At 68.4% G+C, this 24,216-nt stretch carries 23 protein-coding genes and 1 tRNA gene; 5 read left to right on the top strand and 19 right to left on the bottom strand.

The features are described 5' to 3' along the window. Positions 1 to 9: 9 nt before the first annotated feature. The 13 genes from G7A98_RS12960 to G7A98_RS12900 all read right to left on the bottom strand — a co-directional run bounded on the left by G7A98_RS12960 (position 10) and on the right by G7A98_RS12900 (position 10,061). Complete coding sequence (locus G7A98_RS12960) at positions 10 to 837, bottom strand: TatD family hydrolase (protein ID WP_163650102.1); 828 nt, start codon at positions 835 to 837, stop codon at positions 10 to 12. A 42-nt stretch (positions 838 to 879) separates the two neighbouring features. Beyond that, entirely contained in the window at positions 880 to 1,215 is a 336-nt protein-coding gene (locus G7A98_RS12955) for a PilZ domain-containing protein (protein WP_163650101.1), read from the bottom strand. 22 nt (positions 1,216 to 1,237) lie between these two features. Next, positions 1,238 to 2,224, bottom strand: coding sequence for a DNA polymerase III subunit delta' (locus G7A98_RS12950; protein ID WP_163650100.1), 987 nt, complete (start codon positions 2,222 to 2,224; stop codon positions 1,238 to 1,240). Continuing rightward, complete coding sequence (gene tmk / locus G7A98_RS12945) at positions 2,212 to 2,856, bottom strand: dTMP kinase (protein WP_163650099.1); 645 nt, start codon at positions 2,854 to 2,856, stop codon at positions 2,212 to 2,214. Before tmk ends, G7A98_RS12950 begins: the two co-directional genes overlap by 13 nt. A 15-nt stretch (positions 2,857 to 2,871) precedes the next feature. Continuing rightward, entirely contained in the window at positions 2,872 to 3,873 is a 1,002-nt protein-coding gene (gene mltG / locus G7A98_RS12940; RefSeq protein WP_163650098.1) for an endolytic transglycosylase MltG, read from the bottom strand. Between the two features lie 43 nt (positions 3,874 to 3,916). Further along, on the bottom strand, positions 3,917 to 4,726 hold the full coding sequence (pabC, locus tag G7A98_RS12935) for an aminodeoxychorismate lyase (protein ID WP_163650097.1): 810 nt from the start codon (positions 4,724 to 4,726) through the stop codon (positions 3,917 to 3,919). Positions 4,727 to 4,731: 5 nt separating this feature from the next. After that, the gene (fabF, locus tag G7A98_RS12930) at positions 4,732 to 5,970 is read right to left on the bottom strand and encodes a beta-ketoacyl-ACP synthase II (RefSeq protein WP_163650096.1); all 1,239 of its coding nucleotides are present in this window, start codon (positions 5,968 to 5,970) and stop codon (positions 4,732 to 4,734) included. A 171-nt stretch (positions 5,971 to 6,141) separates the two neighbouring features. Beyond that, positions 6,142 to 6,375: an acyl carrier protein gene (gene acpP / locus G7A98_RS12925; protein WP_031383713.1), complete on the bottom strand. Its 234-nt coding sequence runs from the start codon at positions 6,373 to 6,375 to the stop codon at positions 6,142 to 6,144. 99 nt (positions 6,376 to 6,474) lie between these two features. Then, on the bottom strand, positions 6,475 to 7,218 hold the full coding sequence (gene fabG, locus G7A98_RS12920; RefSeq protein ID WP_163650095.1) for a 3-oxoacyl-ACP reductase FabG: 744 nt from the start codon (positions 7,216 to 7,218) through the stop codon (positions 6,475 to 6,477). A gap of 14 nt (positions 7,219 to 7,232) precedes the next feature. Then, positions 7,233 to 8,198, bottom strand: a complete 966-nt coding sequence (fabD, locus tag G7A98_RS12915; protein ID WP_163650094.1) for an ACP S-malonyltransferase — start codon at positions 8,196 to 8,198, stop codon at positions 7,233 to 7,235. Between the two features lie 5 nt (positions 8,199 to 8,203). Further along, on the bottom strand, positions 8,204 to 9,295 hold the full coding sequence (gene plsX, locus G7A98_RS12910) for a phosphate acyltransferase PlsX (protein WP_163650093.1): 1,092 nt from the start codon (positions 9,293 to 9,295) through the stop codon (positions 8,204 to 8,206). A 36-nt stretch (positions 9,296 to 9,331) separates the two neighbouring features. Continuing rightward, positions 9,332 to 9,502: a 50S ribosomal protein L32 gene (gene rpmF / locus G7A98_RS12905; RefSeq protein WP_163650092.1), complete on the bottom strand. Its 171-nt coding sequence runs from the start codon at positions 9,500 to 9,502 to the stop codon at positions 9,332 to 9,334. A gap of 31 nt (positions 9,503 to 9,533) precedes the next feature. Then, a complete protein-coding gene (locus G7A98_RS12900; protein ID WP_163650091.1) occupies positions 9,534 to 10,061 on the bottom strand; it encodes a YceD family protein in 528 nt (175 codons plus the stop codon). Between the two features lie 116 nt (positions 10,062 to 10,177). Between G7A98_RS12900 and G7A98_RS12895 the strand changes: the two genes are divergently transcribed. Beyond that, entirely contained in the window at positions 10,178 to 10,762 is a 585-nt protein-coding gene (locus tag G7A98_RS12895; RefSeq protein WP_163650090.1) for a Maf family protein, read from the top strand. Between the two features lie 19 nt (positions 10,763 to 10,781). Here G7A98_RS12895 and G7A98_RS12890 read toward each other — a convergent pair whose 3' ends face one another. Genes G7A98_RS12890 through G7A98_RS12880 form a run of 3 tightly spaced genes read right to left on the bottom strand, consistent with a single transcriptional unit; the run spans position 10,782 to position 13,395 of the window. After that, positions 10,782 to 11,747 carry a S49 family peptidase gene (locus G7A98_RS12890; protein WP_163650089.1) on the bottom strand — a complete coding sequence of 322 codons (966 nt, stop codon included), beginning with the start codon at positions 11,745 to 11,747 and terminating at the stop codon, positions 10,782 to 10,784. A 23-nt stretch (positions 11,748 to 11,770) separates the two neighbouring features. Further along, positions 11,771 to 12,442: an HAD-IA family hydrolase gene (locus G7A98_RS12885; RefSeq protein ID WP_163650088.1), complete on the bottom strand. Its 672-nt coding sequence runs from the start codon at positions 12,440 to 12,442 to the stop codon at positions 11,771 to 11,773. Continuing rightward, positions 12,439 to 13,395: an RluA family pseudouridine synthase gene (locus G7A98_RS12880; RefSeq protein ID WP_163650087.1), complete on the bottom strand. Its 957-nt coding sequence runs from the start codon at positions 13,393 to 13,395 to the stop codon at positions 12,439 to 12,441. The genes G7A98_RS12885 and G7A98_RS12880 overlap by 4 nt, the downstream gene beginning before the upstream one ends. 693 nt (positions 13,396 to 14,088) lie before the next feature. Between G7A98_RS12880 and rne the strand changes: the two genes are divergently transcribed. Beyond that, positions 14,089 to 17,406 (top strand): ribonuclease E, encoded by a 3,318-nt coding sequence (gene rne, locus G7A98_RS12875; protein ID WP_163650086.1) that lies wholly within the window; start codon positions 14,089 to 14,091, stop codon positions 17,404 to 17,406. A gap of 97 nt (positions 17,407 to 17,503) precedes the next feature. Here rne and G7A98_RS12870 read toward each other — a convergent pair whose 3' ends face one another. Next, entirely contained in the window at positions 17,504 to 18,808 is a 1,305-nt protein-coding gene (locus G7A98_RS12870) for a M18 family aminopeptidase (RefSeq protein WP_163650085.1), read from the bottom strand. Between the two features lie 118 nt (positions 18,809 to 18,926). On the opposite strand from G7A98_RS12870, the gene G7A98_RS12865 reads away from it, so the two are divergent. Both G7A98_RS12865 and ligB read left to right on the top strand, forming a co-directional pair. Continuing rightward, positions 18,927 to 20,981 carry a carboxy terminal-processing peptidase gene (locus tag G7A98_RS12865; RefSeq protein ID WP_163650084.1) on the top strand — a complete coding sequence of 685 codons (2,055 nt, stop codon included), beginning with the start codon at positions 18,927 to 18,929 and terminating at the stop codon, positions 20,979 to 20,981. Positions 20,982 to 21,092: 111 nt separating this feature from the next. Next, positions 21,093 to 22,817 (top strand): NAD-dependent DNA ligase LigB, encoded by a 1,725-nt coding sequence (gene ligB, locus G7A98_RS12860; RefSeq protein WP_163650083.1) that lies wholly within the window; start codon positions 21,093 to 21,095, stop codon positions 22,815 to 22,817. Positions 22,818 to 22,880: 63 nt separating this feature from the next. Here ligB and folE read toward each other — a convergent pair whose 3' ends face one another. Next, positions 22,881 to 23,477 carry a GTP cyclohydrolase I FolE gene (gene folE, locus G7A98_RS12855; RefSeq protein ID WP_163650082.1) on the bottom strand — a complete coding sequence of 199 codons (597 nt, stop codon included), beginning with the start codon at positions 23,475 to 23,477 and terminating at the stop codon, positions 22,881 to 22,883. Positions 23,478 to 23,675: 198 nt separating this feature from the next. Here folE and folK point away from each other — a divergent pair, with 198 nt between their 5' ends. Beyond that, positions 23,676 to 24,128, top strand: a complete 453-nt coding sequence (gene folK / locus G7A98_RS12850; RefSeq protein WP_163650081.1) for a 2-amino-4-hydroxy-6-hydroxymethyldihydropteridine diphosphokinase — start codon at positions 23,676 to 23,678, stop codon at positions 24,126 to 24,128. 11 nt (positions 24,129 to 24,139) lie between these two features. Here folK and G7A98_RS12845 read toward each other — a convergent pair. Then, positions 24,140 to 24,215, bottom strand: a tRNA-Asn gene (locus G7A98_RS12845). Position 24,216 lies beyond the last annotated feature (1 nt).

Below are 24,216 nucleotides of genomic sequence, written 5' to 3'. Positions count from 1 at the left end.
GCCGCCGGCTCAGCGCCATCCGGCCTCTTCCAGTGACTGTCGCAGATCCGCCGGCGCCTGCGGGAGCGCCTCGCGGAACAGCCGGTAGAAATTGGCGGTGGTCTGCATCGCCACTTCATCGACGCTGATCCCGCGCTCGGCAGCGATGCACTCGGCCACCTCGACGACCCATTGCGGCTCGTTGGGCTTGCCACGATGCGGCACCGGCGCCAGGTAGGGACTGTCGGTCTCGATCAGCAGCCGATCCAGCGGAATGGCCCGGGCCAGCTCGCGGATCGCCGCGGCATTGCGGAAGGTGACGATGCCCGACAGCGAGATCAGAAAGCCGTGGCGCACCGCCTCCCGCGCCATGTCCAGATCCTCGGTGAAACAGTGCAGCACGCCGCCGACGGCCGGATCCCCATGCTCGGCGATCAGCGCCAGGGTGTCCTCCCGGGCCTCGCGGGTGTGCACGATCACCGGCAGTTCCAGCTCCCGGGCGGCGATCAGGTGATTGGCGAAGCGGCTGCGCTGCTGCGGCGGCGCCACCCCCTGATAATGATAGTCGAGGCCGGTCTCGCCGATCGCCACCGCCGCGTGGCGCTCGGCGCATGCCTTGATGGCCTCCACGTCCGGTTCGCGGGGCACCTCGTGCAGCGGATGCACGCCGGCGGAAATCACCACATCCTCGTGCTCGCGGGCGATCGCCGCGAGTCCGGGCACGTCCTCCAGGGTGACGGCGATCGCCAGAAACTGGCGGACCTCGCGCCGACGGGCGGCGTCGAGGGCGGCATTCAGGTCGCCGCCGTGGGCGGAAAGATCCAGGCGGTCCAGATGACAGTGGGAATCGACAAACATGCGGAAAGGCTCGTGACTGACGAAGGAGTGGCGGATGGTGGCTCAGAAGGTGAAGGTGGGCTCGCCCTTGTCGAGCAGCCCGGCCAGGTGGTTCTCGATACGGTCGCGGACCCGGCGGTCATTGACGCCGAAATGCACACCGATGCCGGGGATGCGGCGCCCCGAGACGCCGGGCGGCGAAATCCAGGCGACGTCACCGCTGACCGGCAGGCGTTCGCTCTCGTCGGGCAGCGTCAGCAGCAGGTAGACGGGCTGGCCCAGCGCATAGGTGTCCTGCGTCGGCACGAAGATGCCGCCCCGCTCCAGCGCCGGCATGTAGGCCGACAGCAGGGTCCGATGATCCTTGAAGGTCAGCGAGAGCGCCTTGTGTTCCGCCATGACAGCCTCCTCGGGTCTTCGATCAGGAACGCAGCAATGCCGACCAGCGCACCAGCCAGGCCTCGAGCACCAGCTGGGGGTTGGGGTTGCCGCCGGCCACCAGCAGCCGCTGCTGCTCGCGGGCATAATCGAGCAGCCGGAACCAGTCGCGCAGGCGGCCGTTCTTTATCGCCTGGCGGTAGAGCGGCAGCAGGTCGGGATTGCGGACCTGCTCGGTATCGCCGGACAGCCCCAGCCGAATCAGGTCTTCCAGCCAGGCGATACCGTACCACAGGATGCGCTCGACCGCCTGACGGTCGAGCCGGGCGGCCTCGGCGACCGGCTCGGCACCGCGCACCAGGGCGTCGAAGAGCTCCTGGAGCGTCTGGCGCAGCTGACGGGCCTCGCCCCCGGCCAGCTCGCGTGCCAGCAGCGGCAGCCCGCCGGCCACACGCAGCCAGAACGCTGCCTCGCGTTCATCCCCCAGCGCCTCGGCAAGCCAGGGAAGGCAGGCTGCCGGGGCCGGCACCGTCAGCGTCCAGTGCTGGCAGCGCGAACGGATCGTCGCCAGCATGCGCGACGGGACGTCCGAGAGCAGCACGAACAGGGTACGCGACCCCGGCTCCTCGAGACTCTTGAGCAGCGCGTTGGCCGCCGCCACGTTCATCGCCTCGGCGGGCTGCAGCAGGATGACCCGATAGCCGCCCTGCTGCGCGGTCTGGGCGACGAACTGATTGACCTCGCGGATCGGGTCGATGCGAATCTGGCGGCGATTGTCGGCCGGGCAGATCCGCAGCAGGTCCGGATGATAGCCGGCGGCCAGCATCCGGCAGCCGTGGCAGTGGCCACAGGCCGCATCGCCGGGCGACAGACAGAGGGTTCGCGCCACCAGCGCCTCGGCCAGCTGCTGCTTGCCCAGCCCGTGCGGACCGGAAATCAGCAACGCGTGGGGCAGGCGGTCGGAAGTCTGCAGGGCCACCAGGCGCTGCCAGAGCTCGGACTGCCACGGCAGCGGCGTCAGCTGCGCCATGCGGCCACCCGTTGATCGAGGCAATGACAGATGTCGGCCTGCACCTGCGTCAGCGACCGTGCGGCATCGATCACCGCGATGCGCGCGGGGGCCGCCGCGGCCCGCTCGAGATAGCCCTGCCGCACCGCCTCGAAGAACGCGGCGCGCTCGCGCTCGAAGCGGTCGAGTCCCTGCCCCCGGGCCGTCACGCGCTCGCGCGCGGCGTCCACGGGCATGTCCAGCAACAGCGTCAGGTCGGGCTGAAGCCCCTGCTGCACGAACGTCTCGAGCATGGCGATGGCGGAGCGATCGCCCCGCCGGGCGCTGCCCTGGTAGGCATAGGTGGCATCGGTGAAGCGGTCGCAGACCACCCAGGCGCCACGCTCCAGGGCCGGCCGGATCCGGCGCGCCAGGTGCTGGGCCCGCGCCGCGAAGACCAGCAGCAGCTCGGCATCATCGGCCAGGGTTTCCGCCTCGTCGGGGGCCAGCAGCAGCTCGCGAATCGCCTCGGCCCGCGGCGTGCCGCCGGGCTCGCGGGTGGTGATCGTCTCGATGCCCAGCGACTCGAGATGATCACGCACCAGGGCCAGGTTGGTGCTCTTGCCGACCCCTTCTCCCCCCTCGAGGGTAATGAAGCGTCCGCGTGATGGCATGGGCAGCAGCCTCGTCTAGCGATTGAGAATGTAGCGACGCACGGCGGCATTGTGCTCGCGCAGCGTCGCCGAGAAATGGTGGCTGCCATCGCCCTTGGCGACGAAGTACAGGGCGTCGCCGTCGGCCGGGTGCACGGCCGCACGCAGCGCGGCCATGCCGGGCATGGCGATGGGCGTGGGCGGCAGCCCGTCGATGACGTAGGTATTGTAGGGCGTCTTGCGCTGCAGGTCGGCGCGGGTGATGTTGCCGTCATAGTCGTCGCCCAGGCCGTAGATGACGGAAGGGTCGGTCTGCAGCCGCATGCCCTTCTCCAGACGGCGCACGAAGACGCCGGCGATCCGGGCCCGCTCGCCGTCGGCCCCGGTCTCCCGCTCGATCAGCGACGCCAGGATCAATGCCTGATAGGGCGACTCCAGTGGCAGGTCCGCGTCGCGCTCGCTCCAGACATCGTCCAGCGAGGACTGCATGCGCGCATAGGCTCGCGCGAGGATCGCCTTGTCACTGACCCCCTTGTGATAGCGGTAGGTATCGGGGAAGAAGCGCCCTTCCGGATGCTGGTCGGGATGCCCCAGCCGGGCCATCACCTCGCTGTCATCGAGGCCCTCGAGGGTGTGCTTGAGCTTGACGGCGTCATCCAGCGCCTCGCGGACCTGGTGGAAGGTCCAGCCTTCGGGAAAGGTCACCGTGTAGGTGACCACCTGATCGCTGCCCAGGCGCTCGAGTGCAGCCCGACCGCTCATGCCGGGCTCGAGGCGAAACTCGCCCGCCCGCAGCGCCGGCCATGCGGCAGGCCGAAAACGCTTGGCGAGCTTGAAGGGCCAGGCCTCGGCCAGCACGCCCCGGCTCACCAGGTCATCGACGACACGGTCGAACCCCGCGCCCTGGGGGACTTCGTAGAGCATCGACTGTTCGATAGCCAGCGGCTGCACCAGCCGCGACTGCCAGTACCGGAAGGCGCCGTAAGCCACGAGTCCCAGTACGGCCAGCGCGGCCAGACACAGTTTCAACCAACGCATGCGGAGTCCTTACGCGAAAGCGGGCGCCGCCGGACGCCCGCGGTCAGTCGGTGAGGCGAGGATACCCCAGCAGCTCATGGGCAGCATCCTGCAGGATACGTGCAGACGTGGACGGGACGGGCCAGGCCTGCCGCTCGACGCCCCGGGCATCGAGCAGGCGTCGCACCGGCCACAGCCCCTGCACGGAGTTGCCGACCCACAACGAATCGGCCTGCATCAGCGCATCGACACCGGCCGTGACGACCGCGATCGGCAGCCGCTCCCGGAGACCCTCACGCAGGGTGCCGGCCACGCCACAGGCGTCCAGGGCCGGGGTTTCCCAGCGACCTGCACGATGCCAGAAAAGGTTCATGCTGGTGGTCTCGACGACATGCCCCTCGGTATCGAGAAGCACCCCTTCGGCAATCGCGGGATCGTCCCACTCGCGCCGGGCCATCACATTCTCGAGGCGATTGAGGTGCTTGATGCCGGCCAGCGCAGGCTGCCTGGCCAGACGCAGATCGCACAGGCGAATCGTGACGCCCTCGCGCCAGGCGGTTTCCCGCGGAGCGAAAGGCGTCACTCGCCAGCGGTATCGCGGCTGCGGCTCGACCGGCGGCAGATACCCCCGTCCGCCACTGCCCCGGGTCACGATCAGCTTGAGCACGGCCAGCCCCGAGCCGGCCCGGCCCGGCAGCGCCGCCGGCAGGTCATGGTCGGGACAGGGGATCCCCAGGCGCTCGCAACCGCGCCGGAGCCTTGCCACATGGGCGTCCCAGAGCAGGGGCCGACCGTCGCGGACGAGGACGGTCTCGAACACCCCATCCCCGTAGGCCAGCCCACGGTCGTCGAAGGGAACGCCGTCGTCCTGCATGCGGATCAGACGCGCGAGAAGATCAGCGAGCCGTTGGTCCCGCCGAAGCCGAACGAGTTCGACAGCGTGTGCGTGATGGCCGTTTCACGGGCCGTGTACGGCACGTAGTCCAGCCGGCACCCCTCCTGCGGATTGTCCAGGTTGATGGTCGGCGGCGCCACCTGGTCACGCAGTGCCAGCACGCAGAAGACCGCCTCGACGGCACCGGCCGCGCCCAGCAGGTGGCCGATCATCGACTTGGTGGAGCTGACCGCCACGTTTCGCGCCGCGTCGCCCATGACCCGCTCGATGGCCTGGCTCTCGGCCAGATCCCCGGTGGGGGTGGAGGTGCCGTGGGCGTTGATGTACTGGATCTGCTCGGGTGCCAGCCGGGCGTCGTGCAGCGCGTTGCGCATGGCCGCCGCCGCGCCGCGACCGTCCTCGGGCGGCGCGGTCATGTGGTGGGCGTCGTCGCTCATGCCGAAGCCCGTCAGCTCGGCATGGATCGTCGCCCCCCGTGCTCGGGCGTGCTCGTAGTCCTCGAGCACCACGACCCCGGCGCCATCGGACAGCACGAAGCCGTCGCGATCGCGATCCCAGGGGCGGCTGGCGGCGGCCGGGTCGTCGTTGCGCGTCGACAGCGCCCGCGCCGCGGAGAAGCCGCCCAGGCCGAGCGGTGTGGTGGCCATCTCCGCCCCGCCGCAGACCATCACGTCGGCGTCGCCGTAGGCGATGGTGCGCGCCGCGTAGCCGATGTTGTGCGTACCCGTGGTGCAGGCCGTGGTGATGGCGATGTTGGGCCCCTGGAAGCCGTAGCGGATCGCCAGGTTGCCGGCGATCATGTTGATGATCGAGCCCGGCACGAAGAACGGCGAGATGCGCCGCGCCCCGCCCTTGAGCAGGGCGTTGTGGTTGTGCTCGATCATCGGCAGACCGCCGATGCCGGACCCGATCGCCACCCCGATACGGTGCGCATTGTCCTCGCGGCATTCCAGCCCGGCATGCTGGACCGCCTGCGAGGCCGCCGCGATGCCGTACTGGATGAACAGGTCCATCTTGCGCGCATCCTTGGGGTTCAGATAGGGGCTGATATCGAACCCCTTGATCGAGCCGCCGAAGCGCGTATTGAAACCACTGGTATCGAAATGCTCGATCGGGGCTATGCCGCTCTTGCCCGCCAGGATATTGCTCCAGCTTTCCTCGACGGAATTACCGACCGGTGTCACCAACCCCAGTCCGGTCACCACGACCCTTCTACGAGGCATCAGCTCTCCTCCAGATGTCCATGTCAGGCGCTTGCCTAGCGGCGCACCCATGCAGCTCGCCATTATACCCGAAGCGTACCGGCTATGGGGTCTGGCACCCTAAAAAGGAAAGCCGCTCTGTCACCAGAACGGCTTTCCGAGTACAGGCATTCAGCGCCGTCGCACGTCGGCTTACTGGTGAGCCACGACGTAGTCGATCGCTTCCTGTACCGTGGTGATCTTTTCCGCTTCCTCGTCGGGGATTTCGGTGTCGAATTCCTCTTCGAGCGCCATCACCAGCTCGACGGTGTCCAGGGAATCGGCGCCGAGATCTTCGGTGAAGGATGACGAGTTCTGGATGTCCTCTTCCTTGACGTTCAGGCGCTCGGCTACGACCTTCTTCACGCGCTCTTCGATGGTGCTCATTCTGTGATTACTCCTAGTGGTACATATCCGCCAGCCGGAAACTGCCGGGTAGTTTATAGACGGCCCCAGATCGACGCAACCAAGGCGTCGAGCACGGCCTCAACGCATGTTCATGCCACCGTTGACCTGCAGGGTCTCGCCGGTGACATAGCCTGCCGCATCGCTGGTCAGAAAGCCCACCGCCGCGGCAATTTCCTCGGGAGCGCCCAGGCGCGCCAGCGGAATCTGGGTCAGCAGCGCCTTGTGCTGCTCCTCGGGCAGCGCCTCGGTCATGTCGGTGGCGATGAAGCCGGGTGCCACGGCATTGACGGTAATGCCGCGCGAGGCGACTTCCCGCGCCAGAGCCCGAGTGAAGCCCTCCATGCCCGCCTTGGCGGCAGCATAGTTGGTCTGCCCCAGGTTGCCCATGGTCGCCACGACCGAGCTGATGTTGACGATGCGCCCGAAACGCGCCTTGGTCATGCCTCGCACACAGGCCTTGGTGACGCGGTAGACGGACTTGAGATTGGTGTCGAGCACCGCATCCCATTCCTCTTCCTTCATGCGCATCAGCAGGTTGTCACGGGTAATTCCGGCATTGTTGACGAGAATGGTCGGCGCGCCGAACTCCTCGACGATCGCCTTGAGCAGGGTATCGATACTGGCCGGGTCGGTGGCATCGAGCCGCCGACCACCGCCTTCGATCCCCTGCTCGCGAAAGTCGGCATCGATGCGCTCGGCGCCGGCATCACTGGTCGCCGTGCCGATGACGATGCGCCCCTGACGCCCCAGCTCGTGGGCGATGGCACGCCCGATACCACGACTGGCACCGGTGACGAGGGCGATTCTGCGTTCGCTGGTCATAAAGCCTTCTCGAATCAATCGTTGGCGTTCTGGCCGACCGCTTCCCGCGCCAGCGTCAGCGCCGACGCCAGACTGTCGGGATCATTGGCCGCCAGCCCCTTGGCTCCGCGGGCCACGCGCTTGTTGAGCCCGGTGAGCACCTTGCCCGGCCCGCACTCGATGAACACCTCGGCGCCCTGGGCGAGCATGGTCTCGACGCAGTCCGTCCAGCGTACCGGCTGATAGAGCTGTTCGATCAGGCGCGTGCGCAAGGTGTCGATGTCGGCATGCGCCTGGGCGTCGACGTTCTGGACCACCGTGTAGCGCGGCGTCTTGATCTCGATCTCGCCCATGGCCGCGGCCAGCCGCTCGGCGGCGGGCTTCATCAGCGCGCAATGCGACGGCACCGACACCGGCAGGGGCAGCGCCCGCTTGGCGCCGGCCTCCTGGCACAGGGCGATGGCGCGTTCGACGGCGGGCTTGTCGCCCGCGATCACCACCTGCCCCGGCGCATTGTAGTTGACGGCCGCGACGACCTCGCCCTGAGCGGCATCGCGGCAGGCACGCTCGACGGCCTCATTGTCGAGACCGAGGATCGCCGCCATGGCACCCCGGCCGGCCGGCACGGCCTCCTGCATCGCCTCGCCGCGCAGACGCACCAGCTTTACCCCCTCGGCAAAGCCCAGCGCCCCGGCGCAGACCATCGCGCTGTATTCGCCCAGGCTGTGCCCGGCCATGACCAGAGGGCGCGGGCCTTCCAGTTCCTGCCAGACACGCCAGATGGCGACGCTCGATGTCAGCAGCGCCGGCTGGGTGCAGGCCGTGGCGTTGAGCGCCTCTTCCGGCCCCTCCTGAGCCACGTGCCACAGATCGTATCCGAGGGCGTCGGACGCCTCCTCGAAAGTGGTTCGCACCACGCTGTATCGTTCGGCCAGCTCTCTCAGCATGCCCAGGTGCTGGGAGCCCTGCCCCGGAAAAACGAGGGCCAGGGATTGAGTCATGGCATTCACCTTTCAGGATTGAAATCGTCGGGTCTCGAGCGGGCGGAAAACCCGCTATCCCCCGGGCCGCACGCGACCGACGGGATAGCGGACTGTCCCAGCGCCTGCGCCAGCCGCGACGGCAGATCACGGCGCACCTCCTGCACCGCACGGGAGACGGCAAACGCGAACCCCTGGGCATCGGCACGGCCGTGGCTCTTCACCACGATGCCTGCCAGACCCAGAAGACTGGCGCCATTGTAGCGGACCGGATCCAGCTGACGCTTGATACGCAGCAAGGCCGGACGCGCCAGCAGCGTGACGAGACGACTGCCCCAGTGGGCGGCGAAGGTGGTCTGGAAGCGCTCCACCAGCATGCGCGCCAGCCCTTCGCTGGACTTGAGCACGATGTTGCCGACGAAGCCGTCGCAGACCACCACGTCGGCGTCTCCGTTGAACAGGCCGTCACCCTCGACGAACCCGATGTAGTTGAGCGACGACAGGCGTCGCAGCCGCTCGTCGGCCTCGCGAACCATCGCCGGGCCCTTGGTCGCCTCGACGCCCACGTTGAGCAGGGCCACCCTTGGGTGCTCGAGGCCGTCGACATGTCGCGCCATGACATCCGCCATGCGCGCGAAATCGACCAGCCGCTCGGCGGTGGTCTCGATATTGGCACCCAGGTCGATCATGTAGCAGCGACCGCCGCCGCGGGTCGGGATGGCGGTGGTGATCGCCGGTCGCGGAATGCCCGCCACCATGCCCAGGGCACGGCGCGACAGCGCCATCAGGGCACCGGTGTTGCCGGCACTGACGCCTGCATCGGCCTGCCCGGCCGCCACGTCATCGAGCATGCGGGCCAGACTGCTGCTTCCCCCGGTACGCAGGGCCTGGGAAGGACGCGCCGACTGCGCGATCACCTCGCCCGCATGATGGACACTCATGCGCTCACGCACTGCTCCGTAGCGACGAGGCAGTGACGACAGTTCTTCTTCGAGCCGCATTTGCGGCCCGAACAGGCGGATGGACAGCGAGGGATGCGCGCACAGCGCTTCGGCGGCTCCCCGAACCACGGCGCGGGGACCCTGGTCCCCGCCCATGGCGTCGATGGCGATACGCACGACGTGACGCCGAAGTCGCCCGAATTCAGCGCTGCGTCAAGCGTCGACGACCTTGCGGCCGCGATAGAAACCGTCCGGTGCCACGTGGTGACGACGATGCGTGGTGCCGGTTTCCTTGTCCTGGGACAGGGTCGGGCCGGTCAGCGCGTCGTGGCTGCGGCGCATGCCGCGCTTGGAACGGGTCTTGCGGTTCTGTTGAACTGCCATGGGTAGTACTCCAAAGAGCGTGTCGAAATAATCAGTGTTTATCCTTCAATGTGCGCAGCACATCGAAGGGGCTTGTCGCGGTCTCGTCCGAATCCTCGGTGTCGGGACGGCTGGCCAGCTGGTCGCGCGACACGGCGCACGCCGCCTCGTCGTGATAGACCACCTGCGGCAGGCTGAGGATCAGTTCGTCCTCGATGACCGGCAGCAGGTTGAGCTGTTCGTTTTCCACCAGGACCGGCTCGTAGTCGCCGGGCAGGTCGGCGGCCAGGGCATCGCTGCTCACCATGCCCAGCAGCCAGCGGCTTTCGACCGACACCGGCAGCGGCTCCAGGCAACGCCGGCAGGCGAGCTGCACCGAGGCACTCAGCCACCCCTCGATGTAACGGCGCCCCTGAGGGCCGACACCGAAGGCAAGGCGCACCTCGCAGTCACCCTGCTGAGGCCCGGCCTCTTCGGCCAGACGCGTCATGGCATCCAGAGGGACACTGCCCTCGAGCGTCTGTTCGCCGGCAGCCAGCCGGTAGGGCTCGACGTGCAGGGGAAGTCTAGTGGTCATCATAGGCGCGCAATAATAGGGATTCCCCCCGGGCCTGTCAAAGCGCACCGTCACGCCCTGTACAGCCCGCGAGCACGGGGGCAGACTGAGCCCTCCACTTCCTCCGCGAGGACACTGCCATGAGCCGTCTCGTTCTGGCTTCCGGATCGCCCTGGCGCCGCCAGCTGCTCGAACGCCTCGGCCTGCCCTTCACCTGGGCGAGCCCCGACATCGACGAGCGCCCCCGTGACGGCGAGCCGCCCGAGGCACTCGTGCATCGCCTGGCCCTGAGCAAGGCCGAGCGAGTGGCCCGCGACTTCGATGACCACCTGGTCATCGGCAGCGACCAGATCGCCCTGTTCGAGGGCGACATCCTCGGCAAGCCCGGCGACGAGGCCACCGCCCGGGCCAACCTGGCCCGCTTCTCGGGCAACCGCGTGCGCTTTCTCACCGGCCTGGCGCTGATCGACACCCGCGCCAGTCGTCACTGGGTCTGCCACGAACGCTACGACGTCGTCTTCCGACGACTCGGCGAACGCGAGATCGCCCATTACGTCGCCCGTGAAAAGCCCCTGGACAGCGCCGGCAGCTTCCGCATGGAAGGTCTCGGCGTCACGCTCTTCGAGCGCCTGGAGGGCGACGACCCCAACACGCTGATCGGCCTGCCCCTGATCCGCCTGTGCGCGCTGCTGCGCGAGGCCGGCCTGGACCCCCTCGCCGCCTGACCCCCGAGCCTCGCCGCACTCAGTAGGCCTGATAGCGCACCGGCGAGCGGGTCGAGGGCAGCCCCAGCCACTCGGCGGCGACCCGGCCGAACTGACGCGACAGGCGCGTGAACGGGTCCAGCGACACGGCCTGCTCGCCGGTCCAGACCAGCCCCGAGAACAGCCGCGGGTCATCGGCCAGCCGGTCGCCGCGACCGGCCTTGACGGCGTCGATGAACTGCCGATGGGTGGTGTCGAGCACCTGCTGCCAGAACTCGCGCTGCTCCGGCGTCACCGGCGCGAAGGGATCCAGGAAGTCCTTGTTCTCGCCGGCGGTGAAGACCCGCCGCTCCACCCCCAGCTTATCGATGGCGCCCTGGAGACCGAAGCCGGCATGAATCACCCCGATCGAGCCGACCAGGCTCGCCGGGGACGCATAGACGCGACCGGCCGCCGAGGCGATGTAATAGGCGCCGCTGGCCCCGATGTCCTCGATGACCGCCACCACCGGCTTGCCGCCCTGGGCCACGAGCCGCCGCAGCTCGGCGTAGACGCGCTGCGACTGCACCGGGCTGCCGCCGGGACTGTTGATGTCGAGCACCACGGCACGAGCATCCGGATTGCCCCAGGCCTGCCTGACGCCCTCGATGATCCGTTCGGCACTGGCCCGCCCCTCGGCATCGATGGCGCCCTCGACGCGCACCACGGCGACATGCGGCCCCGTGGGCGTCGGCCCGCCGGCCTGCCGGACGCCACTGAAGACCGCCCACACCAGCGCCAGCAGCAGCCCGGCGAACACGAAGCGGAAGAACAGCTTCCAGCGCCGTGCGCGACGCTGCTCGACCAGCACGCCCTCCATCCAGCGCTCCATGAGCTGCCACTGCTGCCATTGCCGACGCTCGCGCCAGTCCGCGCCCGCCTCCTCCTTTCCTTCTCTTCGCGGCTCGTCGCCGGGTGGTACCTCTTCCCCGCCGGTCCAGGGATCGTCATTGCGCTCGTCGGCCATCACGCACCTCCTCGATATTCACTTCAGCCATGGAGCCAGTCGATGACGGCCGCAAAGTCGTCCGCCGTGAAGGTCGGCTCGCACTGCGCGAGGCGCTCCGGCGCATGCACCCCGTAGGTCACCGCCACGCGATCCATGCCCAGCGAGCGGGCCATGGCCATGTCATATTCGGTATCCCCGATCATCAACGCCTCCGATGCCGCGACGCCGGTCTCGATCAGCAGCTCCTCGAGCATCCGCGGGTCGGGCTTGGAACGGGTCTCGTCGGCGGTTCGCGTGGCGTGGAACCAGCCGCCGGCGCCGGTCGTCGCCAGCGCCCGATCGAGCCCCCGGCGGCTCTTGCCGGTGGCCACGGCCAGCCGCGTCGCCGGGGAACGCCGCAGCCGCCCCAGACCCGCCTCGACCCCCGGGAAGAAGGGGGTCGGCGACTGGTCGGCGGCAACGAAGCGGCGCGCATAGCCGGCCCGCAGGGCCTCCGCCCGCCGGGCATCGATTCCCGGACACAGCCGGGCGATCGCCTCGGGCAGCCCCAGCCCGATGATGTCACGCACGGCCTCGCGACTCAGCGGCGTCCAGCCGATTTCCTCGGCCGCCGCCTGCATGCAGCTGACGATCCGCGCCTCGGAATCCACCAGGGTGCCGTCCCAGTCGAAGATCACCAGCCGATAGCGAAGCTCTCCGGTCGAGGAGGTCATGAGGACATCCCCCGCCCGCGGGCACGCTCGAGCACCCCCTCGAGCTCGTCACCCAGCGGCGCCCGCACCCTGACGGGCCGGCCACTGCTGGGCTCGGGAAAGGTCAGCGACGCCGCATGCAGGAACAGGCGTGGCAGCTTCAGCTCCGCCGCCAGGCGACGCGCCGCCGCGGTACCGTACTTGTCGTCCCCCAATAGAGGGTGTCCCGCATGAGCGGCATGCACCCGAATCTGGTGGGTGCGCCCGGTCACCGGCTCGGCCTCGACCAGGGTCACCCCGGCCAGCGTCTCCTGGACGGCGAAACGGGTCCGCGCCACCTTGCCGGCCGGGTCGACGCGCACGCGGCGTTCGCCGTTGCCGGCGTCATAGCGATCCAGGCGCGCACTGACGAAATCCCGGCGAGCCGGCCAGCGCCCGGCCACCAGCGCCAGGTAACGCTTCTCCATCTTGTGCTGCTTGAGTGCGGTGTTGAGCGCCAGCAGCGCGGGACGTGTCTTGGCCAGCAGCAGGCATCCCGAGGTGTCGCGGTCGAGCCGATGCACCAGCTCGAGAAAGTCGAGATCCTCGCGTACCTGACGCAGCGCCTCGATCAGGCCGATCTTCACCCCGCTGCCGCCGTGCACCGGCAGCCCCGAGGGCTTGTTGATCACCAGCCACTGCGGCCCCTCGATCAGCACGCTGCCGGCCAGCAGGTTGCGCAGGTTGTCGCTGACCTCGCGCACCGCCTCTTCCGGCGCCAGGCGCAACGGCGGGATGCGCACCTGATCGCCGGGCACCAGCCGATAGTCGGCCTTGACGCGCTTCTTGTTGACGCGCACCTCCCCCTTGCGGACGATCCGGTAGATCAGCGCCCGCGGCGCCCCCTTCAGGCGCGTGTGCAGAAAGTTGTCGATGCGTTGCCCGGCGTGGGCCTCGCCGATGTCGACCCATTGGATGTCGCGCCCTTCGGCCATGCTCTCTCCTTGCTCGTTCCGGCCTTGCTGGCCGAAAGCCCCATTCTAACCCACCTCGACGGTGTCAACGTCAATTGCCGCTATACGGCTTTACTGTTATATTCCGAAGTCGCTCGGACGGGTGAAAAGCGCCCGCCTCATGCGCCTGCCCGATCCAGTACGCAGGCCCGAGCCATGATTCCGGTGATGGGGATAGCCCCACCACCATGCAGTGAAAAGTGAAAGACGACGTTACGCCACGCCCGGGCCCGATCACGCCTGATGCCTGATCGAGACCACGGGGACTTAAACACCGTGCCGGAGGCCGGCGTCGGCGAATCGAACAATGCCAGGTGTCTGGCGGTCGTCTGCAGGACCGGCCGGGGATACTCCCCGCCGCGACATGTCCTGCCGCCGCCGCGTACTCAACATGATCTTGCCAGCCCCGGCGCCGCCGGGGCCGGCGCCACAGTCACGACATGCGCTGAGCACAGCACGACAGCACGAAGCGGTTCGCCGTCGCCGACGCAAAAGGAATCGCTGGTCAGATAATCGACGTGCGGAAACAAGCACCACGCGCCTGGCGGACCGGGATACGGCCTGACTCGTGTCAGCCTTCACTCGCCCGCGCAATACCGTGAGCCGTCCGCGCCGACATTTCCGCAGCGTTGTCCCCAGGCCCGCCTCCCGGCGCGAGCCAACTAGCGAGACAACATGAAACGGATGCTCATCAACGCGACCCAGCCCGAAGAGCTGCGCGTCGCCCTCGTCGATGGACAGCGCCTCTACGATCTGGATATCGAATCCGGTGCCCGCGAACAGAAGAAGGCCAACATCTATCGCGGCAAGATCACCCGCGTCGAACCCTCCCTGGAAGCCGCCTTCGTCGACTTCGGTGCCGAACGCCACGGCTTCTTGCCGCTCAAGGAAATCTCCCGCGAATACTTCACCAAGGACCCCTCCGGCCGCCCCAACATCAAGGAGGTGATCAAGGAGGGCCAGGAAGTCATCGTCCAGGTCGACAAGGAGGAGCGCGGCAACAAGGGGGCGGCACTCACCACCTTCATCAGCCTGGCCGGCCGCTTCCTGGTACTGATGCCCAACAACCCGCGGGCGGGCGGCATCTCGCGGCGCATCGAGGGCGAGGAGCGCGCCCAGCTCAAGGAGGCAATGTCCGCCCTCACCCTGCCCGACAAGATGGGCGTGATCGTGCGCACCGCCGGGATCGGCCGCAGCACCGAGGAACTCCAGTGGGACCTCGACTACCTCGCCCAGGTCTGGGAGGCGATCACCGAGGAAGCCGGCAAGCGCTCCGCGCCCTTCCTGATCTACCGCGAGTCCAACGTGATCATTCGCGCCATGCGCGACTACCTGCGCCAGGACATCGGCGAGGTGCTGATCGACAGCCCCGAGGTCCATCAGGAGGCACTGGGCTTCATCCGCCAGGTGATGCCCTCCTATCAGCAGAAGATCAAGCTCTACGCCGATGACGTACCGCTGTTCTCGCGCTTCCAGATCGAGTCGCAGATCGAGACCGCCTACCAGCGCGAGGTCAAGCTGCCCTCCGGCGGCTCGGTAGTGATCGACCACACCGAGGCGCTGGTCTCCATCGACATCAACTCGGCGCGCGCCACTCGCGGCAGCGACATCGAGGAGACCGCCCTGCAGACCAACCTCGAGGCGGCCGACGAGATCGCCCGCCAGTTGCGCCTGCGTGACATCGGCGGCCTGGTGGTCATCGACTTCATCGACATGTCACCGGCCCGCAACCAGCGCGAGGTCGAGAACCGCATGCGCGACGCGCTCAAGATCGACCGCGCCCGCGTGCAGATCGGCCGCATCTCGCGCTTCGGGCTGATGGAAATGTCCCGCCAGCGCCTGCGCCCCTCGCTGGGCGAGACCAGCGGCGTGGTCTGCCCGCGCTGCGACGGCCAGGGCACCATTCGCGACGTCCGCTCGCTGTCACTGTCGGTCATGCGCCTGATCGAGGAAGAGGCGATGAAGGAGCGCAGCGCGCAGATCCGCGCCATCCTGCCCGTCCCCGTCGCCACTTACCTGCTCAACGAGAAGCGTGCCACCCTGGCCGACATCGAACAGCGTCAGGGCGTCAGGGTCGTCCTGCTGCCCAACCCGGACATGGACACCCCGCACTACGACGTGCAGCGTCTGCGCGACGATCACGTCAACGAGGAAGGCGAGCACAAGTCCAGCTTCGAGCTCTCCACCGACACCGAGGTCGGCAAGGAACCCGACCTGACACTGGCCAAGCCGATCCAGCGCACCGAGGCGGCGGTCAAGAGCGTGGCTCACAACGCACCGGCGCCGGCCTCACTGCAGCAGCCGATCGAGGACGAGACGCGCCATCAGGACAGCGCCACCCTCCCCGCGCCCACCGGCCTGCTGTCACGCTTCTTCAAGGGGCTCGGCAAGCTGATCGGCAACCCGGAAGAGGAAGGCAGCGACACCACCCAGCGCGGCAACGGCGAGGCTTCAAGCCGCCATGACGGCGCCGCCGCCCGGGACGAGCAGAGTCGCGGCAACGGCGGCCAGCGCCGTCGCCGCCAGGAAAGCCAGCGCAGCGATCACCGTCGTGACGACGAGCGCCGCGAGAATGGTCGCCGCCGCAATGCCCAGCGCGACGACGCCCGGCGCGACGACGCCCGGCGTAGCGACGAACCCCGTGGCGAAGAGCAACGCGAGAACGCTCGCCGCCGCGATCGCGATGAAGCCCCGTCGCGTGACGAGAGCCGCGACGACAGCAAGCGTCAGGGCGATCAGGCCGGCAAGTCATCGCGCCAGGGCAACGGCAAGGATGGCGGCGGCCGGAAAGGCGCCCGCCAGAGCCAGAAGGGTGACAAGCCGGAAAAGGCCGACACCCAGCGGACCGAGACCCAGAAGACCGACAAGCCGGAGGGCGGCAAGGCACGTCGTGACGATGACGGCAGCGACAAGCCGAACAAGCCTGCCCGGGCCGAAGGCGAGGCAGCGGAAGGTACGGATGGCCGTCCCAAGCGCACCCGCAACAACCCCCGCCAACGCCGTCGGCAGCATGCGCTCAACCCCGAGTCGGTCGCCGAGCAGGAACGGCTGAAGGCCGAGGCGCCGACAGCGGACGAAGCCGCGAAGCCGGAAGTCGCCGATAAGACAGAAGCCACGAAGCCGGCAGCCGCCGAGACGGCAGAAGCCACGAAGCCGGCAGCCGCCGAGACGGCAGAAGCCACGAAGCCGGCAGCCGCCGAGACGGCAGAAGCCACGAAGCCGGCAGCCGAGCCGAGCAAGGCCGAGGGGAGCGACAGCACCGGCGAAATGGCCCCGACGGCAAAGGCTGCAAAGGCACCCGCGACCCAGGCCGATGGCGGCGCGACCGACGATACGGCCGGGGCGGCGACCACCGCCGACAAGCCCGCCACCCGGGGTCGCCAGCGCAAGCGCCGCGGCGAAGGCGACACGGCGAAGGCGGCAACCGAGGATGACAGAAAGGCGAGCACCGGCGCCGAGGCGCAAGCCTCCTCCGGCAATCACGCCAAACCGTCCGCCCCGACCACCGAGGCCACGGCCGGCGACGAAACGCCCGCAGCGGCGACGCCCACACCGAAGCAGTCCGAAGCCACCGCCGCCAAGTCGGAATCCTCTGCCGCCACCTCGGCACCGGAGACGACGGCAGGCGAAGGCTCGACGGAAACCCCGACGGGCGAGACGCCACCGGCTTCCGACGCCGCCCCGACAGCCGGTACTGACTCTCGGAGCAAGAGCCACGCCGAGCCCGAGATGACCGAGACCCCGAAGGCCGGGGCCGCTGCAGGCACCGACAAGACCGGCGAGCCGGAGACGCCGGAAGCGGCGCCGACGACCGAGCCGCCGGCTGCTCCGGCCAGGGCCGAGCGTCGCCCGCGTCGCCGGCGGGCGCACAACGACCCGCGCGAGAAGCGTCGTCGCGAGCAGCAGCCCGCCGCCGGGACGGCCCCGGCAAGCTCCGAGCGAGCCTCGAGCACGACCGAGACCTCCTCGAGCCAGACCGAGAGTGATCGCTGATCGCGCACGAGATTCCTCGGCAACGCAAGAACGCCCGCCCTCCGTCAGGAGGGCGGGCGTTCTCTTGTCTACCCCGGATTCAGCGCCGCGGCACGGCTCAGCCCAGTCGCGAGCGATTGACGAAGGCCGTCAGCGCGCGAATCAGATAGGCGATGTCATGCACGCCGGCGGTTTCGCGGATCGAGTGCATCGCCCACTGCGGCACCCCCACATCCAGCGTGGGCACACCGATCTCGCTGGCGGTGATCGGCCCGATGGTGCTGCCGCACCCCATGTCCGCCCGGGTGACGAAGCTCTGCACCGGCACCCCCGCCTCGTGGCAGAGGTCACGAAACAGCGCTGCCGTCTCGCTGGTGGTGGCGTAGCGCTGATTGGCATTGACTTTGATCACCGGGCCGCCGTTGATCGCCGGGCCATGGGCGGCATCATGCTTGTCCGGAAAGTTGGGGTGCAGCGCATGGGCGTTGTCGCAGGAAATCAGGCGCGAGCCCTGGATCAGCCGCACCAGACCCTCCTCGCCGACCTCGCCGCACTGGGCGTTGACGCGGCGCAGCACATCGGCCAGGAACGGCCCCTGGGCACCACAGGCGCTGGCACTGCCGACCTCCTCGTGGTCGTTGGCCACCAGCAGCACCCCCTGCCTGCCGTCGGCGGCCAGCAGCGCTTCCAGGCCGCAGAAGCACGACAGCAGGTTGTCGAGACGGGCGCTGGCGATCAGCTCCGCCTCGATCCCCACGCGGCTGGGCGGCTGAACATCATGGAGGCACAGCTCGAAGGCCAGCGGTTCGACGTCTTCCAGCCCCTGCTGCTCGTGGAGCCAGCGCTTGAGCAGTGCCGTGAAGTCCGAGTCGCCGCCGCCCTGCAAGAGCACCGGCGCCATCTGGGTCTGCGCGTTCAGGGCACGCCCGTTGTTGGCCTCGCGATCGAGATGAATGGCCAGGCTCGGAATCGTCGCCACGGGACGGTCCACATTGATCAGCACGCCGCGGGTCCGCCCGTCCTCGCCACGCACGTGCACGCGACCGGCGATCCCCAGGTCACGATCGAACCAGGGCGCCAGCAGCGCCCCGCCGTAGACCTCGACCCCGAGTTGCAGCCAGTCGCGGTTGCGCAGCGCCGCATTGGGCTTGAGCCGCAGCCCGGGGCTGTCGGTGTGCGCGCCGATCATGCGCAGCGTCTCGAGGCGTCCTTCGGGCAGCTGCAGGGCGATCAGTGACGAGTCGTTACGTGTCACGAACACGCGGTCGCCCGGCGACAGCGACCACGCCCGGGTCTCGTCGAGGCGACGATAACCGGCATCTTCCAGCCGCCGGGCCATGTTGGCGGTCGCGTGCCAGGGGGTCGGCGAGCGGGCCAGGAATGTCAGGAGGCGTTCCAGGGTCGGATCTAGGGACATGCTCATCCTCGTCGGGGTCTATGTCTGGCGATACAGGCTGCTACAATGCCGGACCGGCTTGTGCGGCATTCGCGGGCCGGTCACCAGGGAACAGAGTGTACATGAAACCGGGAGTGCTTCATCGATGAGCCTGACTGCAGTCATCCAGCGCGTGACGATCTTTCTGCTGCTGATCGCGCTGGGTGTACCGGCCCTTGCCGGCCCCACCCCCACGGATGCCCAGCGCCAGGCGTCGACCGAAGTCGCGGATTCTCTGGAATACGGCCACTATGCCGACGTCACGCTCGATGACGCCTGGTCGCGGCGTGCCTTCGACCGCTTTCTCGACGTGCTCGATTCACAGCGCGCCTACCTGCTGCAGGGCGACGTCGATGACTTCGGCGATCTGCGCACGTCGCTCGATGACGCCGTCACCCAGGGGAGGCTGGATCGTGTCTACGCCCTTTACGGTCGTTACCAGCAGCGCCTGGAGACACGCCTGAAGTGGCTGCTGAAACAGGTCGATGATGGCCTGGACTTCGACTACACCGGCCAGGGCCGCCTGGCGCTGGATCGGGAATCGGCCGCCTGGGCCCGCGACGAGGGGGCGCTCGACACCCTCTGGCAAAAGCGCCTGAAGAATGCCGCCCTGTCCCTGAGCCTCAGCGACCAGTCGCCCGAGGCCGTGCAGAAGACGCTCCACGACCGCTACGAGGGCCAGCTCTCCCGCGTGAGCCAGACCAAGCCGGAAGATGTGCTGGAGCTGTTCATGGCCGCCGTCACCGGCACGGTGGACCCGCACACCGAGTACTTCTCGCCGCGCCAGAGCGAGTCCTTCGACATCCAGATGCGGCTGTCGCTCGAGGGCATCGGCGCCCTGCTGCAGACCGAGGGCGAGTACGTCAAGGTGGCCAGCCTGGTCCCCGGCGGCCCCGCCGCCAAGAGCGGCGTGCTGCAGCCTGCCGACCGCATCGTCGGCGTGGGCCAGGGCAAGAGCGGCGAGATGGTCAATGTGGTGGGCATGCGCCTGGATGACGTGGTCGAGCTGATCCGCGGCCCGAAGGGGTCCACGGTTCGCCTCGACGTGATTCCCGCCAAGGCGGTGGACGTGACCCGCTCGCACGTGGTGAAGATCGTCCGCGATACCGTCGAGCTCGAGGATCAGGCCGCCAGCAGCGAGGTGGTGACCGTGCATCGCGACGACGGCGACCACCGCATCGGGGTGATCAAGATCCCCACCTTCTACGTCGACTTCGATGCCTGGCAGGCCGGGGAAGAGGATTACCGCAGCTCGACCCGCGACGTCGCCAAGGAAATCAAGAAGCTCAAGGCCCAGAACGTCGAGGGCATTCTGCTGGACCTGCGCAACAACGGTGGCGGTGCTCTCCAGGAAGCCAACTCGCTGGTGGGGCTGTTCATCGACCGCGGCCCCACCGTCCAGGTGCGTGACGCCCGGGGACGCATCAGCCTGTACGGCGACACCGACAGCGGCGTCGCCTACGACGGCCCGCTGGGCGTACTGGTGAACCGCCTGTCCGCCTCCGCCTCGGAGATCTTCGCCGGCGCCATACAGGACTACGGGCGTGGGCTGATCATCGGCAGCCAGACCTTCGGCAAGGGCACCGTGCAGACGCTCAGCGACCTCAGTCACGGCCAGATCAAGCTGACCCGCGCCAAGTTCTACCGCGTGTCGGGAGAGAGCACCCAGCTGCGTGGCGTCACCCCGGACATCACCTTCCCCAGCCTGATCGACCCGCAGACCATCGGTGAAAGCAGTCTCGACAACGCCCTGCCCTGGGACACCGTGCGCGCCGTGCAGTACCGTCGCTACGGCCACCCGAGCACCTACCTCGACACCCTCAAGGCGCGCCACCGCCAGCGCGTCGAGCAGGAGCCGAACTTCCTCTACCTGGAACAGCAGGCCAGCCTGATCAAGAAACTGCGCGAGCAGCAGACCAGCGTCAGCCTCAATCGCGAGCAGCGCCAGCGCGAGATGGATGCCCAGGAGAAGGAGGAACTGGCCCTGGAAAACCGCCGGCGGCGGGCGCTGGGCCTCGAGCCGCTCGCGCACTGGGTCGATGCACGCGGCAGCGACACGAACGGCGACGGCGAACAGACACCGGACCCGATCGATCGCGCCCAGGTGATCGAGGGGTCGCAGATCGTGCTGGATTACGCCCGACTCCAGCAGTCGCGCTGACCCCACGCCCCGCCCGATCCGTGACACGAGAGGTAACGACGACCGCCACCCCGAGGGGTGGCGGTCGTCGTTTCAGCCCACCGATTCCAGCCTCTGGAGAGGACCCCGCCCATGACCGCCTGCCACCGCCCGCGTCTACCGATTGCCCTCCTGGCACTCATGCTGCTGGCCGTCTCGCCGGCCCGAGGTGACACCGACGCCTGCGACGGGCGGTCGAGCGAGCAGCTGCAACACGACCTCGATCGGCTTTCGTCGCGCCTGCAACGCTGGGCCGATGCCTATTACCGGCACGGCACCCGCCTGGTCGAGGACGGCGTCTACGAAGCCGCCAGGCGTCGCCAGGCACGCTGGCGCCAGTGCCTCGGCCTTGCCGCCCCCGCGACGCAGCCCCATGCCCCGACCGACGGCCACATCCGCCACCCCGTCGTGCAGACCGGCCTGACCAAGGCCGACTCCCGCCGGGCGGTCGCCGAGTGGCTGCGCGCCCGCCAGGATCAAGAACTCTGGATCCAGCCCAAGGTCGACGGCGTCGCCGTCACCCTGCTCTACGAGCAGGGCCGGCTCAGCGCCGCCATCAGTCGTGGCGACGGGGTACGCGGGCAGGACTGGCTGCCACAGGCGCAGGTAATTGCGGCGATCCCCGAGCGTCTGCCGGATGCGCCGCCCCGCGTGGTGCTGCAGGGCGAGCTCTACCATCAACGCCCGGGCCATGTGCAGTCGCGGGACGGCACCGACGGTGCCCGTGCGGCGATCAGCGGCCTGATGGCGCGCGACACTCTCGACGCCGAGGCGGCGAAGCACATCGGCCTGTTCGTCTGGGACTGGCCGGACGGCCCGGCCGACATGACCGCCCGGCTCGAGCAACTGGCGGCCTGGGGCTTTGACGATGCCAGGCGCGACACGCGGCGGGTCCGCAGCCTTCGCGACGTGGTGCAGCAGCGCCAGTCCTGGTATCGCCACCCCCTGCCCTTCGCCAGCGACGGCATCGTGCTGCGCCAGGGGCGACGCCCGGCGGCGGCGACCTGGCAACCCGAACCCCCCGACTGGGCACTGGCCTGGAAGTATCCGGCACGCCGTACCCTGGCCGATGTCCGGCGCGTCGACTTCTCGATCGGCCGAACCGGGCGCATCACGCCGATCGCCGAGCTCTCGCCGGTCACGCTCGACGATCGCACCATCACGCGGGTCAGCCTGGGCTCGCTCGATCATTGGCGCGAGCTGGACGTGCGTCCCGGCGATCAGGTGCAGGTTTCCCTGGCCGGCCTGACCATCCCGCATCTTGATGACGTGGTGGTCCGCCGCCGGCCTCGCCCGAGCGTGGACGCGCCGGATGCCGAGGCGCATGACGCCTTCAGCTGCCTGAGCCCGGCGCCCGGCTGCCGACAGCAGTTCCTGGCCCGGCTCGAGTGGCTCTCCAGCGATCGTGGCCTCGACATCGCCGGGATCGGCGAGAGCCGCTGGCAACAGCTGGTGGAGGCGGGGCTGGTCACCTCGCCGCTGGACTGGCTGGACCTGCGTGCGCCGGCCCTGAAGCGCCTGGATGGCGTGGGGCGCGCCAGGGCCGCCAACTGGATGGACGCCTTCGAGCGAGCCCGGCAGGCTCCCGACGCCACCTGGCTGCGTGCCCTGGGCCTGCCGAGCGTCGCTCCGGCGGCCCTGGAGCACGAAGGACACTTTGCCGGGCTCAGGCGACTCTCGTCCCGCCGCCGCCGCGACTGGCAACGCATCGACGGAGTCGGCGAGGTGGGCGCCGACGCACTGTGGCGCTTCTTTCATGAACCGGTCACGCGAGCGCTGCTGGACGAGCTGACCGAGCGCGGGCTTCTGGCCCGCTGAGATGCCGAACGCGACGACGCCATGCCGGTCGGCATGGCGTCGCGGGTCGGATACGGGCGAGGATCAGTCGGCGACCGAGGCGCCGGACAGCCGGAGGATTCTCAGGAATTCACGGCGGGTCGCCGGGTTCTTGCGGAAGGTTCCCAGCATGCGGCTGGTCACCAGGCTGGCCCCGGGCTTGTGAATCCCCCGCGTGGTCATGCACTGGTGGGACGCCTCGATGACCACGGCCACGCCCTGGGGCTGCAGCACGTCGTGCAGGGTATCGGCGATCTGCACGGTCATCTTTTCCTGAATCTGCAGGCGCTTGGCATAGATGTCCACCAGCCGGGCCAACTTGGAGATGCCCACCACGCGGCGATCGGGAATGTAGCCGATATGCGCCTTGCCGATGATCGGCGCCATGTGATGTTCGCAGTGGCTCTCGAAGCGAATGTCGTTCATGACGATCATCTCGTCATAGCCTTCCACCTCGGAGAAGGTCCGCTCGAGCACCCCCACCGGGTCGGAGGTGTAGCCGGCGAAGAACTCCTCGTAGGCACGCACCACCCGAGCGGGGGTATCCACGAGCCCCTCGCGCTCGGGATCGTCCCCCGCCCAGCGTATCAGTGTCCGGACGGCGTTTTCGGCCTCTTCACGGCTCGGCGCTGTCGATGCCATGCTTATCCTCGTGAAATCCCGCTCATGCTTGCGACTCCCGCCCCGCGGCGGAAACCATGGACAGAGGTTGTCGAGCAACCTGACGCCAAATCATATCACGATCGCCCAGTAGCGGTCCCCACCCCGTCCCCGCTCGGTTGAAAGCCGGGAAACCCCCATGCTATAGAACCGGCAGACCAGTCAGGAAAGGATACCCCGATGCCCGACGCCTCCCATGAGTGCCTGCTGTCACTGGGCTCCAACATCGAGCCGCGACGCCATATCACCATGGCCACCACGATTCTGGAAGCCGAATGCCGGGTACTCGCCGCGGCGACGGTCATCGAGACGACCCCGGTGGGCTATCAGGCCCAGCCCAACTTTCTCAACGGCGCCCTGCTGCTTTACACCTCGCTGGACTATCGCGCCTTTCGCCGCTACCTCAAGGACATCGAAGCCCGACTCGGCCGTCGACGCGGCCCCATCAAGTCGGGGCCACGAACCATCGATCTGGATATCGTGCTGTGGGACCGTCGCCTGGTCGACAGTGTTGCCTGGCAGCAGGACTATGTGCGCGAACCGGCACTGGAAGCGCTGGAGCGCGCAGGCATCACCCTGGCACCGCCCGCGCTGGCTTCATGCGCCAGACAGGATGGGGATACGGCGAGATGACAGAAGAAGAATGGCTCCCCGAGCAGGACTCGAACCTGCGACCCAATGATTAACAGTCATTTGCTCTACCAACTGAGCTATCGGGGAA

This window comes from Modicisalibacter sp. 'Wilcox' (assembly GCF_010993675.1).
GTDB lineage: Bacteria > Pseudomonadota > Gammaproteobacteria > Pseudomonadales > Halomonadaceae > Modicisalibacter > Modicisalibacter tunisiensis.
This window is presented reverse-complemented; position numbering and strand designations above follow the sequence as displayed.

Coding starts and splice junctions, on each gene's coding strand:
- G7A98_RS12895 (WP_163650090.1), top strand. CDS start 10,178: ATGAGCCGTCTCGTTCTGGCTTCCGGATCGCCCTGGCGCCGCCAGCTG.
- ligB (WP_163650083.1), top strand. CDS start 21,093: ATGACCGCCTGCCACCGCCCGCGTCTACCGATTGCCCTCCTGGCACTC.
- folE (WP_163650082.1), bottom strand. CDS start 23,477: ATGGCATCGACAGCGCCGAGCCGTGAAGAGGCCGAAAACGCCGTCCGG.
- fabF (WP_163650096.1), bottom strand. CDS start 5,970: ATGCCTCGTAGAAGGGTCGTGGTGACCGGACTGGGGTTGGTGACACCG.
- acpP (WP_031383713.1), bottom strand. CDS start 6,375: ATGAGCACCATCGAAGAGCGCGTGAAGAAGGTCGTAGCCGAGCGCCTG.
- fabD (WP_163650094.1), bottom strand. CDS start 8,198: ATGACTCAATCCCTGGCCCTCGTTTTTCCGGGGCAGGGCTCCCAGCAC.
- G7A98_RS12880 (WP_163650087.1), bottom strand. CDS start 13,395: ATGGCCGAAGGGCGCGACATCCAATGGGTCGACATCGGCGAGGCCCAC.
- G7A98_RS12960 (WP_163650102.1), bottom strand. CDS start 837: ATGTTTGTCGATTCCCACTGTCATCTGGACCGCCTGGATCTTTCCGCC.
- G7A98_RS12955 (WP_163650101.1), bottom strand. CDS start 1,215: ATGGCGGAACACAAGGCGCTCTCGCTGACCTTCAAGGATCATCGGACC.
- folK (WP_163650081.1), top strand. CDS start 23,676: ATGCCCGACGCCTCCCATGAGTGCCTGCTGTCACTGGGCTCCAACATC.
- G7A98_RS12950 (WP_163650100.1), bottom strand. CDS start 2,224: ATGGCGCAGCTGACGCCGCTGCCGTGGCAGTCCGAGCTCTGGCAGCGC.
- G7A98_RS12900 (WP_163650091.1), bottom strand. CDS start 10,061: ATGATGACCACTAGACTTCCCCTGCACGTCGAGCCCTACCGGCTGGCT.
- pabC (WP_163650097.1), bottom strand. CDS start 4,726: ATGCAGGACGACGGCGTTCCCTTCGACGACCGTGGGCTGGCCTACGGG.
- G7A98_RS12865 (WP_163650084.1), top strand. CDS start 18,927: ATGAGCCTGACTGCAGTCATCCAGCGCGTGACGATCTTTCTGCTGCTG.
- G7A98_RS12890 (WP_163650089.1), bottom strand. CDS start 11,747: ATGGCCGACGAGCGCAATGACGATCCCTGGACCGGCGGGGAAGAGGTA.
- G7A98_RS12885 (WP_163650088.1), bottom strand. CDS start 12,442: ATGACCTCCTCGACCGGAGAGCTTCGCTATCGGCTGGTGATCTTCGAC.
- rpmF (WP_163650092.1), bottom strand. CDS start 9,502: ATGGCAGTTCAACAGAACCGCAAGACCCGTTCCAAGCGCGGCATGCGC.
- fabG (WP_163650095.1), bottom strand. CDS start 7,218: ATGACCAGCGAACGCAGAATCGCCCTCGTCACCGGTGCCAGTCGTGGT.
- G7A98_RS12870 (WP_163650085.1), bottom strand. CDS start 18,808: ATGAGCATGTCCCTAGATCCGACCCTGGAACGCCTCCTGACATTCCTG.
- rne (WP_163650086.1), top strand. CDS start 14,089: ATGAAACGGATGCTCATCAACGCGACCCAGCCCGAAGAGCTGCGCGTC.
- mltG (WP_163650098.1), bottom strand. CDS start 3,873: ATGCGTTGGTTGAAACTGTGTCTGGCCGCGCTGGCCGTACTGGGACTC.
- tmk (WP_163650099.1), bottom strand. CDS start 2,856: ATGCCATCACGCGGACGCTTCATTACCCTCGAGGGGGGAGAAGGGGTC.